The sequence below is a fragment of the Luteimonas galliterrae genome (genome assembly GCF_023374055.1).
GTDB lineage: Bacteria > Pseudomonadota > Gammaproteobacteria > Xanthomonadales > Xanthomonadaceae > Luteimonas_C > Luteimonas_C galliterrae.
Map to the genome: position 1 here is coordinate 405,278 of NZ_JAMBEP010000001.1, position 15,023 is coordinate 420,300.

Annotated in this window: 21 protein-coding genes; 10 read left to right on the top strand and 11 right to left on the bottom strand. The window is 63.8% G+C overall.

Features of this window, described 5'->3' with window-relative positions:
* Positions 1-2 precede the first annotated feature (2 nt).
* Complete coding sequence (locus tag M2650_RS01845; RefSeq protein WP_249470455.1) at positions 3-470, top strand: hypothetical protein; 468 nt, start codon at positions 3-5, stop codon at positions 468-470.
* A gap of 58 nt (positions 471-528) precedes the next feature.
* Here M2650_RS01845 and M2650_RS01850 read toward each other — a convergent pair whose 3' ends face one another.
* Positions 529-729, bottom strand: coding sequence for a hypothetical protein (locus M2650_RS01850; RefSeq protein ID WP_249470457.1), 201 nt, complete (start codon positions 727-729; stop codon positions 529-531).
* Positions 730-992: 263 nt separating this feature from the next.
* Here M2650_RS01850 and M2650_RS01855 point away from each other — a divergent pair, with 263 nt between their 5' ends.
* Complete coding sequence (locus M2650_RS01855; RefSeq protein ID WP_249470459.1) at positions 993-1,376, top strand: hypothetical protein; 384 nt, start codon at positions 993-995, stop codon at positions 1,374-1,376.
* A 415-nt stretch (positions 1,377-1,791) separates the two neighbouring features.
* Positions 1,792-2,133, top strand: a complete 342-nt coding sequence (locus M2650_RS01860) for a hypothetical protein (protein ID WP_249470461.1) — start codon at positions 1,792-1,794, stop codon at positions 2,131-2,133.
* A 36-nt stretch (positions 2,134-2,169) separates the two neighbouring features.
* On the opposite strand, the gene M2650_RS01865 is transcribed toward M2650_RS01860, so the two are convergent.
* On the bottom strand, positions 2,170-3,234 hold the full coding sequence (locus M2650_RS01865; RefSeq protein WP_249470463.1) for an alpha/beta hydrolase: 1,065 nt from the start codon (positions 3,232-3,234) through the stop codon (positions 2,170-2,172).
* 209 nt (positions 3,235-3,443) lie between these two features.
* Here M2650_RS01865 and M2650_RS01870 point away from each other — a divergent pair, with 209 nt between their 5' ends.
* Positions 3,444-3,758 carry a hypothetical protein gene (locus M2650_RS01870; protein ID WP_249470466.1) on the top strand — a complete coding sequence of 105 codons (315 nt, stop codon included), beginning with the start codon at positions 3,444-3,446 and terminating at the stop codon, positions 3,756-3,758.
* Positions 3,759-3,776: 18 nt separating this feature from the next.
* Here the strand turns inward: M2650_RS01870 and M2650_RS01875 are convergent, their stop codons facing one another.
* On the bottom strand, positions 3,777-5,141 hold the full coding sequence (locus M2650_RS01875; protein ID WP_249470468.1) for a sensor domain-containing protein: 1,365 nt from the start codon (positions 5,139-5,141) through the stop codon (positions 3,777-3,779).
* Positions 5,142-5,397: 256 nt separating this feature from the next.
* Here M2650_RS01875 and M2650_RS01880 point away from each other — a divergent pair, with 256 nt between their 5' ends.
* Positions 5,398-5,754 carry a YciI family protein gene (locus M2650_RS01880; protein ID WP_249470470.1) on the top strand — a complete coding sequence of 119 codons (357 nt, stop codon included), beginning with the start codon at positions 5,398-5,400 and terminating at the stop codon, positions 5,752-5,754.
* A 42-nt stretch (positions 5,755-5,796) separates the two neighbouring features.
* Here the strand turns inward: M2650_RS01880 and M2650_RS01885 are convergent, their stop codons facing one another.
* The 4 genes from M2650_RS01885 to M2650_RS01900 form a co-directional block, all read right to left on the bottom strand.
* Positions 5,797-6,450 (bottom strand): glutathione S-transferase family protein, encoded by a 654-nt coding sequence (locus tag M2650_RS01885; RefSeq protein WP_249470472.1) that lies wholly within the window; start codon positions 6,448-6,450, stop codon positions 5,797-5,799.
* 78 nt (positions 6,451-6,528) lie between these two features.
* The gene (locus M2650_RS01890; protein WP_249470474.1) at positions 6,529-6,873 is read right to left on the bottom strand and encodes an ArsR/SmtB family transcription factor; all 345 of its coding nucleotides are present in this window, start codon (positions 6,871-6,873) and stop codon (positions 6,529-6,531) included.
* A gap of 11 nt (positions 6,874-6,884) precedes the next feature.
* Positions 6,885-7,376, bottom strand: a complete 492-nt coding sequence (locus tag M2650_RS01895; RefSeq protein ID WP_249470478.1) for an SRPBCC family protein — start codon at positions 7,374-7,376, stop codon at positions 6,885-6,887.
* Between the two features lie 80 nt (positions 7,377-7,456).
* Complete coding sequence (locus M2650_RS01900; RefSeq protein ID WP_249470480.1) at positions 7,457-7,954, bottom strand: anthrone oxygenase family protein; 498 nt, start codon at positions 7,952-7,954, stop codon at positions 7,457-7,459.
* Between the two features lie 123 nt (positions 7,955-8,077).
* Between M2650_RS01900 and M2650_RS01905 the strand changes: the two genes are divergently transcribed.
* A complete protein-coding gene (locus M2650_RS01905) occupies positions 8,078-8,344 on the top strand; it encodes a DksA/TraR family C4-type zinc finger protein (RefSeq protein WP_249470482.1) in 267 nt (88 codons plus the stop codon).
* A gap of 66 nt (positions 8,345-8,410) precedes the next feature.
* On the top strand, positions 8,411-8,818 hold the full coding sequence (locus M2650_RS01910) for a thioesterase family protein (RefSeq protein WP_249470484.1): 408 nt from the start codon (positions 8,411-8,413) through the stop codon (positions 8,816-8,818).
* Position 8,819: 1 nt separating this feature from the next.
* Here the strand turns inward: M2650_RS01910 and M2650_RS01915 are convergent, their stop codons facing one another.
* A complete protein-coding gene (locus M2650_RS01915; protein ID WP_249470486.1) occupies positions 8,820-9,275 on the bottom strand; it encodes a PaaI family thioesterase in 456 nt (151 codons plus the stop codon).
* A 172-nt stretch (positions 9,276-9,447) separates the two neighbouring features.
* Between M2650_RS01915 and M2650_RS01920 the strand changes: the two genes are divergently transcribed.
* Positions 9,448-9,903: a hypothetical protein gene (locus M2650_RS01920; protein WP_249470488.1), complete on the top strand. Its 456-nt coding sequence runs from the start codon at positions 9,448-9,450 to the stop codon at positions 9,901-9,903.
* A gap of 20 nt (positions 9,904-9,923) precedes the next feature.
* On the opposite strand, the gene M2650_RS01925 is transcribed toward M2650_RS01920, so the two are convergent.
* The 3 genes from M2650_RS01925 to M2650_RS01935 form a co-directional block, all read right to left on the bottom strand.
* Positions 9,924-10,433 (bottom strand): hypothetical protein, encoded by a 510-nt coding sequence (locus M2650_RS01925; protein ID WP_249470490.1) that lies wholly within the window; start codon positions 10,431-10,433, stop codon positions 9,924-9,926.
* A gap of 169 nt (positions 10,434-10,602) precedes the next feature.
* Positions 10,603-11,106 (bottom strand): RidA family protein, encoded by a 504-nt coding sequence (locus M2650_RS01930; RefSeq protein WP_249470492.1) that lies wholly within the window; start codon positions 11,104-11,106, stop codon positions 10,603-10,605.
* A gap of 62 nt (positions 11,107-11,168) precedes the next feature.
* Positions 11,169-12,257, bottom strand: a complete 1,089-nt coding sequence (locus M2650_RS01935) for a transglutaminase-like domain-containing protein (RefSeq protein WP_249470494.1) — start codon at positions 12,255-12,257, stop codon at positions 11,169-11,171.
* A gap of 836 nt (positions 12,258-13,093) precedes the next feature.
* On the opposite strand from M2650_RS01935, the gene M2650_RS01940 reads away from it, so the two are divergent.
* Positions 13,094-13,663, top strand: a complete 570-nt coding sequence (locus M2650_RS01940; protein WP_249470496.1) for an NADPH-dependent FMN reductase — start codon at positions 13,094-13,096, stop codon at positions 13,661-13,663.
* Between the two features lie 82 nt (positions 13,664-13,745).
* On the top strand, positions 13,746-14,321 hold the full coding sequence (gene thpR / locus M2650_RS01945) for an RNA 2',3'-cyclic phosphodiesterase (protein ID WP_249470498.1): 576 nt from the start codon (positions 13,746-13,748) through the stop codon (positions 14,319-14,321).
* The last annotated feature ends 702 nt before the right edge of the window (positions 14,322-15,023 follow it).

Here is a 15,023-nt window from a genome sequence, read left to right on the forward strand (position 1 = left end):
CCATGAAACTCAGTATTGTCTTGATGCTAGTTGGGATCACATCGATGCCACTAAGCGCGATGGCCGTAGAAAACTGCGCTGGCGTAACGGCTAAGTATCAAGGTACTTCCCGATATGCGCTGTGGGGGAAGGAGAGATCAGCAGCTTCTTTTGAAGTCATCAATGACGGCAAGCAAAAAGTTTCATTGGCCGTAGAATCCAAGACGGTGCCTCTACTAGCCCACGGAGGATTCTTTGAGCTCCAAGCGCGCCCTGGCGCTTCATCCGCGCAATGGGAATCCTACAAGCCGGCTCTCGAGCACCACTTACCGCCTGACGCCTGGATTACGATGGCAAAGAACGGTGGTGCCGTCGTCAATCTCCTGATCGACAGGGCACTTTCCGACCCCAAGCGAGGCGCATTGCGGTTTCGCGCGTCGTTTGAATTCGATAACGGCTGCAAGGTTGTTTCGGACGCCTTTGCCCTCTAGAACGGCAATTTAGTGCAGGGAGAACGGCAGCCGAAGCCGCCGTTCCTGGCAGTGCCGGTTAGCTTTCCTTGGCTGGCAGCGGTTCGCGCAGCACCAAACGGTTGCTGACGCTCAAGCCCTTGGCGAGCACGATGTCGAAGCACTTGCCGTCGTCGTGGGCGAACGAGACGCCTACGTCGATCCACTTGGTGCCGGAGTGGTCGCCTTCGCCATAGTTCTCCACGACACTGGCGCGGTAAGCGATGTTTTTCTTGGCCATGATGCTGTCGCCTGATGGTGAGCGCGGGTTGAGGCGGGACGCTCATTAGCGCTACGAGTGCCAAGTGCAGTAGCAAGGAATGAGACGAACATACTCATCAATCCAAGCCATGCTCGATTCAAGGAAATAGTGCTGGTCGCCGACGAACCGTTGGCGCTGGATAGCCGGCTATTCGACTAGAAGGCTACGGAACGCGGGACATGGGATAAAGCTTATGTCCTAAAAAAAGCCCGGGGGAGGGCAAGCAACAGCTCGTCGCATATATGGCTGCACAATTCGAAAAACTGTTAGAGATGCTGGACGAAGAACAGCTAGAACGCTTTGTTATGGCGTATAGCGACCATGCCTTCGTCACGGTACGATCTGCGCGAAGAGAAGGTCGTAAAGGGCAGAGTCAGAATGGCGTCGACGTTAGCGCGGTGCTTCATGAAAGGGGCTTTGTTGGCTACCAAGCAAAAGCCTATAAGCGAACGAAGCTCATTAGTGCCGTCATAGATGCGGAGATAGCCAAGGCACATAATTTCAGCCCTCCGCTTGAATACTTCACGATCGTTACGTTAAATACGCGAACCAGGCCGCTGCAGGAGCATGCACGCAAGCAGCTCCTACATGGCAAAAAGAATCGTATTGAAGTTCTAGGGGGTTGATGATCCTGCCGATATTGTCAGCACCAACGACGCACTAAGAAAACTGTTAGGCGATTTCACTTTGTCAGACATTCTGCCCCTATATACAAATCAGGGTGCAGATGCCTCGCTTGTCTCCACAAAACTGTTGTCCGTCGAGACAGAGGGTGCGCTATCGCCAGAGTTACGCGCAATTGAAGATTGGATTAATGCAGGATTTCCAAAAAAGGCCCTAGCGCTCCTGGGCGGCTATGCCGGGCCAGAGAGCGATGCAGCTCGCGTTCGGCTTGAAAGTAAGGCGCGGTTCTACCTGAAGGAATACGCCACTGCCCAGCTTGGCAAGGACGAGAGCACCAAGCAGAGCCCGGATGTCGTCGTTTTAAGCATAGGCGCGCAGCGGTTGGCGCGGCATCTCTCATACAGATAGGGGACTGTTATGGCGCGTAGCGCATGGATCATCGTGTTAGCGGCGATCGCAGTGTTGTTCATCGGCCAGTGGCTCGCGGCCGATCAGGCCAAGTCTAAGGAACCCGCGGTGCAACTGCAGACGACGGCCGCTATCGCCGAAGCCAAGGCCGGCGGCGTCGAAATCGGCAAACCCTTCGATTTCACGGCGCAGAAGGCCGACCTGGTCAAGAAGCTGGTCGATGCCGACGCCGTTGAAGGCGCCTGCAGCATCGAATGCCCCGGGAACAAAGTGGGCGGCATCAGCTGTCCGGTAGGCAAGATGTGCCAATGCAGTTGCCCAGGCGGCGGGCCGGATTGCAGTTGCCGCTGATCTTTCGACAGCGGCCACCGGCCACGTAAGCACCGTTCACTTGCCCAGGTGCTTGTCGAAGAACGCGGCGATGACGGCGTAGGCCTCCTTCGACTCGGGCAATTCCGGGTCGGAGAAGAACGAGTGCCACATGCCGTCCCAGACGTGCAGGTCGGTTTCGACACCCGCGTTGGTGAGCAACCGCTGGCTCTGCAGCACCGAGCTCATCGCGAAGTCGCGCGTGCCGGTGATCAGCAGGGTCGGTGGGAATTTCTTCAGCATGTCGGGCGAATTGGCCGGCAGCACCAGCGGATCGGCGGCATCCGCGCCTTTGAAATAGGGCAGATGCTCGATCGATACGGGGCCGCTGCCGACCGGGTCGCCGCTGAGCGCAGGCGATACGTACGAAGAATCGCCGCCGATCGGCGCGAGGGAGCTGCAGAAGGTGCCGATGGCGCCAGGTCGTTCCACACTGTCCTCGATCAGCCGTGCAACGACTTCGCCGGTGAGGATGCCGCCTGCGGAACAACCGTAGATGCCGATGTTCTTGGCGGGGTAGGTCTTGAGCAATTCCCTGTACACGGCGACGACGTCGTCGCTGGCCGCCGGAAAGACGTGCTCCGGGCCTTGCCGGTAATCGATGCCGATCACCTTGATCTTGCCGACCGCGGCTACCGGAATCGCTTCGACCAACGCGCCACTGCGGGCGCCCCAGAGGAAACCGCCGCCGTGCAGGTTGATCAGCACCCGACGGCGGTTGGCCGGCGCTATGCCGGCGGCGGGTTCGGCGACGTCCGCGCCCACGCCTGCGATCGTCTGCGTCGACAGCTTGACCGGATAGAGTTTCTTCAGCCTCTCGACGCGATCGGTATTGATCTTGTCGTAGAAGCGACGCGCCGCTTCGATGCCGCCGCCCAGGCCCGGCGACTGCTTGCCCTCGGCAAGCACTTCGCGGAATCGTTTCAGCGATTCCGGCGATGCGTACATCGAATACGGCACGGTGAAGGCGGGGAGCGCCATGCCGCCATCGGCGCTGCCGCCGGGCCGCGGCGTTTTTTCCGCGCCGTGGGATACGGATGCCAGGCCCCACAGCCCGGCGAGGAACAACGGAAGTGCGCGCATGCTGGCTTCTCCGCGGTTGAACAGGCCTCTGGGATGCTCTAAGCGCCATCGAATATGTTCCGGCGTTGCTGGGAACATACATACCGGCGTGTCGACGATTCGCATGGTGTCGTATCGCGCCGGCCTGTTCCTGCGGTTCAAAGCCGGATAGACCGGGATTCAGGCGCAGCCCGCCATCCTAAAGGCGTGCCCAGGACTAGGATCCCGCGATGAACGTATTGCTGCTTTGCAACACGCTGATCGTCGCTGCTTTGGCAACCGCTGCCACGGCGCACGCCGGAGACGACCGACGCGACGACCCTTACGGGCGCTACGACCGCGAATGGAAGAGCGAAACCCGCGATGGGCCGTGCCGGGTCAAGCGCGAGCGCAAAGGCGACGACTCGCTGCTCGAGGTCAAGTGCAAGGACGGGTACGGCGCACGCTGGCGCGGCGAGTGGAAGGATGAATTCCGCGATGGCCCTTGCGTGGTGAAGATCGACGCCAAACGGGACGAGTACAAGGAAGAGATCAAGTGCGAGTGAGGAAATAAGCGCGCAGATTCAGCCCGCCTGGATGCCATTCGCAGCCAGCCGATTGCCGCCTTCGCGTTTCGCCGCGTACATCGCATTGTCCGCATGCCGCAGCAGCGGCTTCTTCTCTTCGCCGTCTTCCGGGTGCAGCGCGACGCCGATGCTTGCGCTGATATGGGCGGCTTGGCCTTCCAACAAGAAAGGCCGCTCGAGCGCTGTGCGGATCGCTTCGGCGACGGCGGTGGCGTGGCCGGGGTGGGCGATGCCGTATAGCAGCACCACGAATTCGTCGCCGCCCAGGCGCGCCACCATGTCGGTCTGGCGCACGCATTGGCGGATGCGCTCGCCGGCTTCGCGCAGCAGCTGGTCGCCGAGGTCGTGGCCGTGGCGGTCGTTGATGCGCTTGAAGCCGTCCAGATCCAGGTAGAGCAGGCCCAGCCGCAGGCTATCGCGGTTCGCGGTTTCCAGCGCCTGTTCCAGGCGCTCGTGGAAGCGGTTGCGATTGGGCAGGCCGGTCAGCGCATCGTGGCCGACCAGATGTTCGAGCCAAGCCTGGTTGCGCTTGCGTTCGATCGCGGAGGCCACCTGGGTGGAGACGAATTGCAACAGTTGCTTGTCCAGCGATGTATAGCGGGTCTCGCTGTGATAGCTCTGCACGACCAGCGCGCCGATCACGCCGTTGGCGGTGCCCAGCGGTACGCCCAGCCAGTCCAGCGCGGCATGGCCGATCACCGGTTCCTGGTGCGCATGCAGTTCGGCCAGGGTATCCGGCGTCAGCAGCAGCGCCTGGCCGCTGCGGATCACTTCGTTGGACAGCGTGGGCGTTTCCAGCGACAGCGGCGCGGGCGCTTCATCATGCTCGTCGACGAAATACGGGAACTCGACCATGCCGTGTTCCTGGTCCCGCAACGCCACGAAGAAATTGGCCGCAGGCAGCAACCGGCCGATGATCCGATGGATGCGGCGGAACAGCGCCTGCAGGTCGCCCTCGGCGTGCGCGGCCTCGGAGATGGCCAGCAGCGCCGCCTGCATCGTTTCGGCGCGCTTGAGCTCGGTGATGTCGTGGCCCACCGCGATCCGCACGCGCTCTTCGTCGGACCAGTGCGCCGACCACTGGATGTCGACCACCCGGCCGTCCTTGCGCACATAACGGTTCTGGAAATGCAGCTTGGGCTCGCCGGCCATGATTTCGCGCGCCGCTTGCAGGGTGCGCTCGCGGTCGTCCGGATGCACCCGTTCGATCATCGGCGCGCCGATCACCTCGTCCGCGCGGTAACCCATGATGCGCTCGAAACCCGCGTTGACGTACAGGTAGCGGCCGTCGCGGTCGACCACGCAGACCGCATCGAGCAGCAGGTCCATGACGGCGGTGAGCGGCGGGTGGTCGGATCGCATCTGGCGCGGGTGTCCTGGAGGTATATCCAGCCTTGCACGAACCGGGCCAAATCGCGGCCAACCCCGGTGTTGAGCCATTCTAGCGATATCCACGCGCTCAAGTGCCTCGATAGCCCGCGGGGGCCCGACTGCGCACCGCGCAAAGAATCTTCCCTTTTCGTGTCGATCCAGCCGCTGCCCGTTCGTCGCCAAGGCAGGAGCGGTGGTGCCGGATGGTCCGGCGCTCCGGCTCTGAACCCTCACAGGAGACTAGACAATGCGATTCCTTTCGATGGTCCGGATCGACGAGACTTCCGGCAAGGTGCCCAGCGAGCGGTTGATGAACGACATGGGCAAGCTGATCGAGGAGATGTCCAAGGCCGGCGTGCTGGTCGACACCGGCGGCTTGAAGCCGACATCGGAAAGCTTCCGCGTCAAACTCGCCGGCGGCAAGACCAGCGTGATCGACGGCCCCTTCACCGAGACCAAGGAAGTGATCGGCGGCTACGCGATCTTGAAGGCGGCATCCAAAGAAGAAGCGCTCGCGCTGACCGAACGCTTCCTGAAGGTGCATGGCGACGAGTGGGACATCGTGTGCGAAGTGCGCCAGATCGAGGAACCCGACTTCCAGTGAAGACGGGCGCGGCGCAGCCCGGATCGGCTGCGCCGCGACGCCTCAATCGCGGTCGGGCGCGCCGAGCGGGAAATACGTGCGGTACGGCCGCGCTTCGTCCACTGCGCGGGCGAACGATGGGCGCGCCAGCAATCGGCGCCGGTAGGCGTGGACGTGAACGAAAGCGTCGCCGATGGCGTGCGTCCAATCGGCATAGAACAGGAAGGGCGCAGCGCCGCAATCGGCGAGCGTGAAATCGTCGCCCGCGGCCCATTCGCGCCCGGCCATGCGCTCGTCCAGCCAGGCGTAGGCGGTATCGAGCATGGCGCGCGCTTCGGCCGCGCCGTAAGGGTCGCGGTCGGCTTCGTTGCGGATGCTGTCGAATACGATCTTCTGCTGCGGCGTGGAAATGTAGTTGTCGAAGAAGCGGTCCATCATCCGCACCTCCAGCGCGGCCTCGGGATCCTGCGGAACGAGGCGAACGGGGCCCGGATGGCGCAGGCCCAGATACTCGATGATCGTGCTGGCCTCGATCACGGTGCGGCCTTCGTCCACCAAGACCGGAAAGCGCTTCATCGGCCACAGCGCTTCCAGCTCTCGCATCGCTTCGTCGCCCTCCAGCAGGCGGTATTCGAAGGGCGTGCCGTTTTCGTAAAGCGCGGTCAGCGCTTTCTGGCAATAGGACGAAAAAGGGTGCGCGTAAAGCTTCAAGGCCATCGGCATGTCTCCAGTCGGCTAGCGGGGGAGGGTAGCTGTACCCACCCGACGAAGCACGGCCTGCGAAATCGACACGCCTTAGCGGGCGTCTTCCTCGACGAACAGGCGCAACCGGTCCAACGCCTGGTCCCACTGCGCCGAGATCCGGTCGAGATGGCGGCGCGCCTCCGCCAGCCGCTTCGGCTGCAGTTGCCAGACGCGCTCGCGCCCGCAGCGCTCGCTCCGGACCAAGCCGGCATCGGACAGCGCGTTGAGATGCTTGGTGATCGCCTGGCGCGAGATCCGCGAGCCCTCGGTCAGCCGCACGATGGACAACGGACCGCCTTCGCACAGGCGCGAGACGATGCGCAGCCGCGCCGGATCTCCGAGCGCGGCGAATACCGGCGCGGCGTCGGCGAGGCGGGCGACGGAAGATCGCGCCATCGCGGTCCTGCCTACGACGCTTGCGCGAGGTATTTCGCGATCAGCGTCATCTGCATCTCCCAGCCCTGTTCGTTGGACTCGAAAGCCTCGGCGCGGCGGGCCAGCGGGATCTTGTCGTAGCCGGACTCGGTGAGCGTGAGGCGGGTGCCGCCTTCGGTTTCCTCCAGCTCGAACACGACCAGGGTGGTGGGTTCTTCCGAATAGTCCTTGCCGGGTTCGACCGCATTGGGATGCCAGCGCAGCGCGAATACGCGCATCGGCTCGATCCTCTCGATGCTGATCTCGAACGGGGTGCCGGCGTAGGGTGCCTGCATCCGGCCGATCTCGGGGTCGACCGCGGTGGGCACGATCCGGCCGGTAAGGCGCGCGCCGGCGACGAAGGGGCCGTCGAACTCGGCGCCGAACCAGGTGCCGAAGCGCTTGGAGTCGCTGATGGCCTGCCAAACGCGTTCGAGCGAGGCTTTCAGCACGGCTTGTTTGACGATGCGGTCGGTGTCGGACATATGTGCAACCTCCAGGTTGCCTAAGCCTATGCCCGCAGCCGCAGAAATGCAACTTGGGAGTTGCATTTTGTCAAGCCTGCTTACACTGCTGCAGACCATCGCCACAGCGCCACGATGAAGGCCGCCGCCGCGGCTGAAGCGGTCGCGGTGCGGACGTGGTTCCACGCGTTCCAGTGGCGCTGGTATTCGCGCCAGGCGTCCGCGGCGCCGGCGGACGCCGGGTCCAGCCGCGCCAGCGCGTCGTTGCGCGGTATGTTGCGCGCGCGCGTCACGATCAGGTTGCCGACGACGTACAGAAGTCCGCCGGCGATCAGCCAACCCGAACCCGGCTGCACCCATCGAAACATTCCGTATCCGGCCAATCCCGCCGAAAGCAGGGCGGTGCCGACAAAAACGCCGAGGAACAGAGGGTTGAGCACGGTGACGTTGATCGCCTGCATGGCGGCGATGCCCTGCGGAGGCGGCAGCCTGGCCAACGCGCGCATCACGAAGTTGGAGAATGCGAAGAATATGCCGCCGACCGTGCCGCAGCCGAGCGCTGCGAGCAGGATCAGCACACAGAGTAAATAGGTAGTCATGAGCGGCTCGGCGAGCGGCTGCGGGAAGCGCAGCGTAACGCTTCCGGCGGCGCCCTTTTCGGTAAATTCATATCGCAGCCGATAAACTGGCGCGCAACTCCCACACGATCCAGGAGAGGAGCCATGGCCACCGGTTGGGCCGGAGACGGCGCCGTACAGGACCAAATCGACGCGACCGTGAAGGACGCGATCGAACGCGCTCGCAGCCGGTTGGGGCAAGGCCCGGGCCTGAGCCGTTGCGAGGAATGCGATGCGCCCATTCCCGAAGCGCGCCGCAAGGCCGTGCCGGGCGTGCGCCTGTGCGTGGACTGCCAGGAAGCGCAAGACCGCGAGCAGGGCGCCAGCGCCGGCTACAACCGCCGCGGCAGCAAGGACAGCCAGTTGCGCTAAGGTCGAATGGCGGCGCGATCCGCGCCTGCTTAGACTGCGCGGCACCTATCCCGCAGGAGCGAGCCGGTGGCCCTTCCGATCGGTGCGACCGGCACCGCGACGCTGACCGTGACCGAGTCCGACCTGGCCAGCGCATTGGCGCAGCGGCCAAGCGACGGTTTTCCGCCGGTGCTGGCCACGGCGCGCATGGTCGCGTTGATGGAACTGGCCGCATCGCGCGTGCTGCATGCCGAATTGTCGGAGGGCGAACTGTCGGTCGGCGTCGACATGCACATCGCGCATACCGCAGCCACGCCGGTCGGAGCAGAGGTGATCGCCGAAGCGCGTTTCGTCGGCATGGCGGGCAAGCTCTACCGCTTCGAAGTCGCAGCGCGCGATGCCGGCGGCGAGATCGGCCGCGGCACGCATCAGCGCGCCGTCGTCGCTTCGGCGCGGCTGCTGGCCGGCGCCGAGCGGCGCTGTCCGCTGCACTGATTCAATCCTGCAGGAACTTCGCCACGCCCAGCCGCAGGCCCTTGCCGGGCAGCGCCATCAGCGTGGAGGTGCCGTGCGCGACCAGCTCGCCGGCTTCGTCCAGCACGCTCGCTTCGGCGTAGCTGATCTGCCGCCCGGCGCGCAGGCAACGGCCTTCGGCGCACAGCCGGCCGCGCGCCGCGGCTTTCAGGTAATTGAGTTTCAGATCGACGTTGACCAGGCCCGCATCGTCGGGCAGGCGCATGAAACCTGCCCAGAAGGTGGCGGTGTCGATCAGCGTAGCCAGCACGCCGCCGTGGACGATGCCGAACGGCTGCATGTGGCGTTCGCCCAGTTCCAGTTCGATGCGGCAGCTGTCGAAATCGATGGCGGCCAGGGTCATGCCGATGAGGCGGGGATAGGATGCGTCGCGCACGCTGTCCTGCAGTGCCTGTAGATAGGCGGGATTCTGTTTCATCGTTGCGGCGGTTCGTGGGTCGGATCGGGAGTGTGCGGCAAAACCGGCCGGCTCGGACACCGGCCTATGACGGGTCGGCGCGGCTCCCCGCATCCGCGTATCGCTGCACCGCTCACTGCGTGTTGATCGGCGGGTACGCAAAATGCAGACATCGCAACGATCGGGAGCCGCCATGACCGCCGCCGAGATGAAGCGCAGGGTGACCCGGTTCTTCCGCGAATACGCACGTAGGTTCGAGGGTTCGCTGCAGGATCCGCCCAAAGGCGACGCCGATGGCGTCGTCGTCGCGTTCGCAGATTATTTCGTCGGATCCGGCCCGGCCGGCGTGCACGGCGGCAAGAACGGCATCAAGTTCAAGTTCGTGATCGGCCGCGGCTTCGCCTACTACCGCAAGATAGGCACCGTCGCCATGAAGATCGCGAAGCTGGACGTGACGCGGCTGGATCCTCTGCATGCGATGGCGAGCGTGACCTGGGATTCGCGCTACGTCCGGCCCAAGGACGGCGCGAAGGTGCGGATCTTCTTCACCAACTTCTATTTCGTACGCCTGCAACGTGGCGCGCCGAAGATCTTCGCCTACGTCACGGGCGACGAGCAGGCGCTGCTGAAGAAACATGGATTGGCGTAAGCGCGGCGAGCGCTACGGCGCTACCCGGGCAAGGCCGGTTGCGCCGATCCGAAAGCGGCGCGGTCGGGATGGAAACGCCTCACGGAAAGGATCCCGTACGCCAGGAACAGCAGCAACACCGCGCCTTGGGCGATGGCGAACGGCGGTTCCTTCTGCGTCGGCGCCAGCGCGTGCAATGCCGGCACTTTCAGGAACAATTGCACGACCAGCACGAAGACGTTGAGGTAGAGCAGCAGCACGGCGCCGGACACGTAGATCCAGCGCCAATTGCCGGCCAGCCGGAACTTGTAGAGCGCGGGCATCACGAAGGCGGCCAGGATCAGCGAGACGATGCCGAACGCGTGCGACGGCAGGAATTTCACGAACGGCAGCAGGAAGCCGGTGACGCTGGTGGCGACGGTCGTGGTCAGGAAGACCGCGGTCCAGCCGGGCAGCTTTCTGGAGGCGGGCCAGCCGAAGAGCAGCAGCACCAGGCCCGAGAAGATCGCGACCAGGCTGATCGCGACGTGGAATAGGACGGAAGGCGGCATCCCCTGGATCATTTCGTTCCCCGATCGGCATAACCAGAGCCGGATACTGCTCGCAAGTCCGCAACCGCACAATGGGGCGATGCCGATGCAGGAATCGCGCCAATCGGCATCGCGCAGGCCGGCCGCGCACCCGACAGATTTCGGATGCAGGCGGGCAGGGAGCGGATCGTCATCTGCGCGCGGGATCGGCGACGACCGCGGTCGCGTCGATTTCCACCATCGCGCCTTCCACCACGAAACGTTTCACTTCCACCAGCGTGCTGGCGGGCGGCCGTTGCGCATCGATGTGGCGGTCGCGGGCGGCGCGCAGGGCTTTGAGCTGCGTCATGTCGGTGACGTACATGTTGAGCCTGACGACATCGTCGAAAGAAGCGCCGGCGGCGGCCAGCGCGGCTTTCAGGTTGGCGAAGACCTGTTCGGCCTGCGCGGCGAAATCGCCGCTGCCGACCAGCCGGCCGTCCTTATCCAAAGGGAGTTGGCCGGACACGTAGATCGTGCGTCCTCCAGTCGCCTCGACCGCATGCGAATAGCCATTGGGCTTCGGCAGCGCGGCAGGATTATGGAACCGCAACGCGTCCGCATCTTCGCGACCGGCGGGCGGCTGCTGCGCGAAAGACGCGAACGGCGCGCACAAGGCGACTGCGGACAGCACGACACGGGCGAGGTGGGGCATCGGGCAGACTCCGGAACGGTTGCAACGATTCTATCCAACCGTCCGGACCGAACTCGACGCCTTCAGTGGTTGACCTGCCTCGCCACCGATCCTGCGCGCTGCCGGCGCTCCTCGTTCTTGGCCTGCAGGGCCTTGCGCGCGTTCTCGTCCTTGAGCGCATAGGCGCGCGTCAGCGAGCGTTGCGCCCGGCGCAGCTCGCCCATGGCCGAATAGACGCGCGCCAGGCCGAGATAGAAGGCGGGTTCGCTGTCGTGCAGTCGCGTCGCGCGGCGGTAATAGCTCGCCGCCATCGAAAACTGGCCGCGCTTCTCGTAATCCATGCCCATCATGAACTGATGGAAGGGATCGGCGAATTGCACTCGCTGCAACCGCCGCCTGTAATCGGCGGCCAATTGCGGACGATCGGTGCGCTGGTACAGCGTGACGATATTGGCCAGGGCCGCGCCGTGCCTGGAATCCAGTTCCAGAGCCTTGTGGTAGCGGCGTTCGGCACTCGGAGCATCGCCCCGGCGCAGGCTGAGCACGCCGAGGTTGCTCCAGACGGCGGCATCGTCCGGTTCCAGGGCGACGGCCGCATCCAAATGCCTTCCGGCCCCGACCAGGTCGCCGTCGGCCATCAATTCCACGCCGCGGTTGTTGTAGTAGAACGACAGGGCGCGTTCGTCGCTGATGATCTTGGGCCGGTAGCGCGAAATCAGCACGTTGCGGCCCACGTCGACCGTCTGCCGTTCCGCGCCCGCTTCGACGCGCGCGTTCACGTGGCTGGAGTTGAAGACCAGTCCGTCCTGCAAGTACCAGACCAGCACCTGTTCGTATTCCTGCACGGAGGCTTTCAATCCCGCTTCGCGCGCGAGGGCGATGAACAGCAGCGTGAACGATAGGCAGTTGGCTTTGCGGGCGCGGTAGGTTTCGGCCACGGTGCGCGTGGTGCCGACGTCGTATTGCAGGTTCAGTCCGGGCGCTTCGAGGACGAAATCGATCAGCAGGCGCAGCCGTTCTTCTTTCGAATCGCCTTTGCGGATCACGTGCTCTTGGAACTGCGCCTCCAGCTCGGGAGGTATGGCCGTGATCTGTTCGTGGTCCGGCAAAGGCGCGCCGGGCGAACTCACTGCGGAAGCCGCCAGTAGTGCCGCTGTCGTCCAGTTCAACATGCGGGAACCCTCCGCATTTGCGGGGATGTCGCGTGGGGTGAGTTTAGTCCTTTCCAAGAAGAATGGAGGGGAAAATGGTATCCCCCGCGGTATGTCTTTCGAGAGGGATTGGCCCTAGCCGTCCCGCTGCCCTTGCCTCGGCTTTGTAGAGCGGGACTCGCCCGCTGCTCTTGCGCTGCTCCGGCTCTGTAGAGCGGAGCTTGCTCCGCTGCTCTTGCCCTTAAGCCGTTCGCTTGCTCCTAAGCCGTCATCCAGCGAACGCTGGGACCCATTTGCTTTCGCCTCTTCAAGCCGTCATCCCGGCGGAGGCCGGACTGCGGAGGCAGGAGGCCGGAGCGAACATCCGCGCAGCGGATGGCCCGAAGGGCATGCCGCAGGAGCGGCATGTCATCCAGGCCCGCGCCCTGGCCAGTGGCGCTGCGACTCGCGCCATGGACAAAAGCTTCCGGCTGCGCCGGGTCACTTTCTTTGCTGGCCCAAAGAAAGTAACCCAAGAAAGGGCCTGAACTGCGGTGCGATGCGTCGTACCTGAAAGTCCGCCAGCGGACCTGCTTTCGTCGCAGGTGACCTTCTTACGCAGGTACTAGATTTTGATTCGTCGCGCATGGGTGACGTGGCTTTTGCGGATTTGCGCTAAGGAAGCGTTTGTGTTGCCGCTTTTTCGGGCCTTACGCCCGGGCTGCATGCAACAAGCCCTGCTTTCGCGCCGGACATGATCCCGGACGACAATCTCGGCATGCCCTGGATCTGGTCGCGGGCCGGTTATGGGTTTCGGCCGGTCCGCCACGACGTGTCGTCCGAGCTATTGCCTCCGTTTGCATGAGAATATCGGCATCATGATCAGGATCGTCGGCATCTCGGGCAGTCTGCGGCAAGGTTCGTACAACACGGCCTTGCTGCGGGCGGCGGCCGCTTCTATGCCGGCCGATAGCCGTCTCGAAGCGGCGTCCATCCAGGCTTTCCCGTTGTATAACGGCGACGACGAGGCGGCGCACGGCATCCCCGCGGAAGTCGCGGCGCTGAAAGACGCGATCGCCGCGGCCGACGGTTTGTTGCTGGTCACGCCCGAATACAACAACAGCATTCCCGGCGTGGCCAAGAACGCCATCGACTGGTTGTCGCGCCCATCCTCCGACATCTCGAGAGTGTTCGGCGGCAAGCCGGTGGCGATCATCGGTGCGTCGCCGGGCAGATTCGGCACGATCCTGTCGCAGAACGCCTGGCTGCCGGTAATGCGCACGCTCGGCGCGGAACTGTGGAACGGCGGCCGCCTGATGGTGTCGAGCGCCGCCGGCGTGTTCGATGCCGAAGGCAATGTCGCCGACGAGCGCACGCTGCAATCGTTGCGGAAGCTGTTGGAAGGTTTCGTCGCTTACGCACGCGATCGTGCGGGATCGAACGGCTGAGTCGCCGCACCGGGCTGTCTATAATCGCGTTCCATTCCTATCGCTTTGTTCCATGGCCGTTCGCGCTGCTGCAACAGGACAGATGGGGTTCGGCGCCTTCGAGTCGCCGGACCCGACCGACCGCCTCTTTTTCGCGGTATTTCCGGATGCCGAGGCGGCCAAGCGCATCGCCGGCATCGCGCAGGACTTGCGCAGCCGGCTGGACCTGCGCGGCAAGCCGCTGCGCACGGATCGCTTCCACGTGACGCTGCACCATTTGGGCGATCACATCGGGGTGCCCGAACATGTGGTCGCCAAAGCCGGCGAGGCCGCGGCGCGCGTGCGCATGGCCGCGTTCGAAGTCGCTTTCGACAGCGCTTCCAGCTTTTCCCGGCAGCCGCGCAACCGGCCGTTCGTTTTGCGCGGCAATGAAGGCGTCGTGTCCTTGTGCGATCTGCAGGGTACGCTCGGTACGGCCATGGCCGCTGTCGGTCTGAACCGGCATGTGGAGCGCACGTTCACTCCGCATATCACCTTGCTTTACGACGACAGCGCGGTAGCGCCCCAGCCGATCGATCGCTTCGCCTGGACTGTGCGCGAATTCATGCTGGTGCATAGCCTGCTGGGCAGGACCGAGCATCGCATCCTCGCGCGCTGGCCGCTGGATCACGTGGACTGACGACATCCGCGCCCGACTTCCCGCTGCCCTTGCCCTTAAAGCCGTCATCCCCGCGAAGGCGAGGATCCAGCGACTTGGCTTGTCTCCCCTCTTTGAAAAAGAGGGGCCGGGGGAGATTTGCTTTGGCTCTGTGTAGAGCGGGGCTTGCTCCGCTGCCTTTGCTGATGGGTTCTCGCGACCTGCCGGCCTTTCAGGCCGGGGTTTCGTCCGCTAAAACCGCGGCCGAGTGACCCTTCGGCAAGCTCAGGGCATGCTTTCTTTTTGTGGGGCCCAAAAAGAGAAGTCACCAAAGAAAAAGGGCCTTTGGAAGGTATCCCGGCGATGGGGTTACCTCGTGTTCTTGGCCACCGCTCGCCAGCGCTCGGGATTCCTCCGTCGCTTCGACATTCAGATCCGAGGCGATCGACCAGAACGACTCCTTAGCGCAAACCCGCAAAAGCCACGTCACCCATAGGCTACGAATCAAAATCTAGTACCTGCGTAAGAAGGTCACCCACGACGAAAGCAGGTCCGCTGGCGGACTTACAGGTACGACCATCGCACCGCAGTTCAGGCCCTTTCTTGGGTTACTTTCTTTGGGCCAACAAAGAAAGTGACCCGGCGCAGCCGGAAGCCTTTGTCCATGGCGCGAGTCGCAGCGCAGGCCGCCAGGACGCGGGCCTGGATCCCGGCATTCGCCGGGATGACGGCTTAAGGGCAAGC

What these genes read in the sequence shown, in the direction of transcription:
- M2650_RS01845 (WP_249470455.1), top strand. Translation starts at nt 3, where the DNA reads ATGAAACTCAGTATTGTCTTGATGCTAGTTGGGATCACATCGATGCCA.
- M2650_RS01850 (WP_249470457.1), bottom strand. Translation starts at nt 729, where the DNA reads ATGGCCAAGAAAAACATCGCTTACCGCGCCAGTGTCGTGGAGAACTAT.
- M2650_RS01855 (WP_249470459.1), top strand. Translation starts at nt 993, where the DNA reads ATGGCTGCACAATTCGAAAAACTGTTAGAGATGCTGGACGAAGAACAG.
- M2650_RS01860 (WP_249470461.1), top strand. Translation starts at nt 1,792, where the DNA reads ATGGCGCGTAGCGCATGGATCATCGTGTTAGCGGCGATCGCAGTGTTG.
- M2650_RS01865 (WP_249470463.1), bottom strand. Translation starts at nt 3,234, where the DNA reads ATGCGCGCACTTCCGTTGTTCCTCGCCGGGCTGTGGGGCCTGGCATCC.
- M2650_RS01870 (WP_249470466.1), top strand. Translation starts at nt 3,444, where the DNA reads ATGAACGTATTGCTGCTTTGCAACACGCTGATCGTCGCTGCTTTGGCA.
- M2650_RS01875 (WP_249470468.1), bottom strand. Translation starts at nt 5,141, where the DNA reads ATGCGATCCGACCACCCGCCGCTCACCGCCGTCATGGACCTGCTGCTC.
- M2650_RS01880 (WP_249470470.1), top strand. Translation starts at nt 5,398, where the DNA reads ATGCGATTCCTTTCGATGGTCCGGATCGACGAGACTTCCGGCAAGGTG.
- M2650_RS01885 (WP_249470472.1), bottom strand. Translation starts at nt 6,450, where the DNA reads ATGGCCTTGAAGCTTTACGCGCACCCTTTTTCGTCCTATTGCCAGAAA.
- M2650_RS01890 (WP_249470474.1), bottom strand. Translation starts at nt 6,873, where the DNA reads ATGGCGCGATCTTCCGTCGCCCGCCTCGCCGACGCCGCGCCGGTATTC.
- M2650_RS01895 (WP_249470478.1), bottom strand. Translation starts at nt 7,376, where the DNA reads ATGTCCGACACCGACCGCATCGTCAAACAAGCCGTGCTGAAAGCCTCG.
- M2650_RS01900 (WP_249470480.1), bottom strand. Translation starts at nt 7,954, where the DNA reads ATGACTACCTATTTACTCTGTGTGCTGATCCTGCTCGCAGCGCTCGGC.
- M2650_RS01905 (WP_249470482.1), top strand. Translation starts at nt 8,078, where the DNA reads ATGGCCACCGGTTGGGCCGGAGACGGCGCCGTACAGGACCAAATCGAC.
- M2650_RS01915 (WP_249470486.1), bottom strand. Translation starts at nt 9,275, where the DNA reads ATGAAACAGAATCCCGCCTATCTACAGGCACTGCAGGACAGCGTGCGC.
- M2650_RS01920 (WP_249470488.1), top strand. Translation starts at nt 9,448, where the DNA reads ATGACCGCCGCCGAGATGAAGCGCAGGGTGACCCGGTTCTTCCGCGAA.
- M2650_RS01925 (WP_249470490.1), bottom strand. Translation starts at nt 10,433, where the DNA reads ATGCCGCCTTCCGTCCTATTCCACGTCGCGATCAGCCTGGTCGCGATC.
- M2650_RS01930 (WP_249470492.1), bottom strand. Translation starts at nt 11,106, where the DNA reads ATGCCCCACCTCGCCCGTGTCGTGCTGTCCGCAGTCGCCTTGTGCGCG.
- M2650_RS01935 (WP_249470494.1), bottom strand. Translation starts at nt 12,257, where the DNA reads ATGTTGAACTGGACGACAGCGGCACTACTGGCGGCTTCCGCAGTGAGT.
- M2650_RS01940 (WP_249470496.1), top strand. Translation starts at nt 13,094, where the DNA reads ATGATCAGGATCGTCGGCATCTCGGGCAGTCTGCGGCAAGGTTCGTAC.
- thpR (WP_249470498.1), top strand. Translation starts at nt 13,746, where the DNA reads ATGGGGTTCGGCGCCTTCGAGTCGCCGGACCCGACCGACCGCCTCTTT.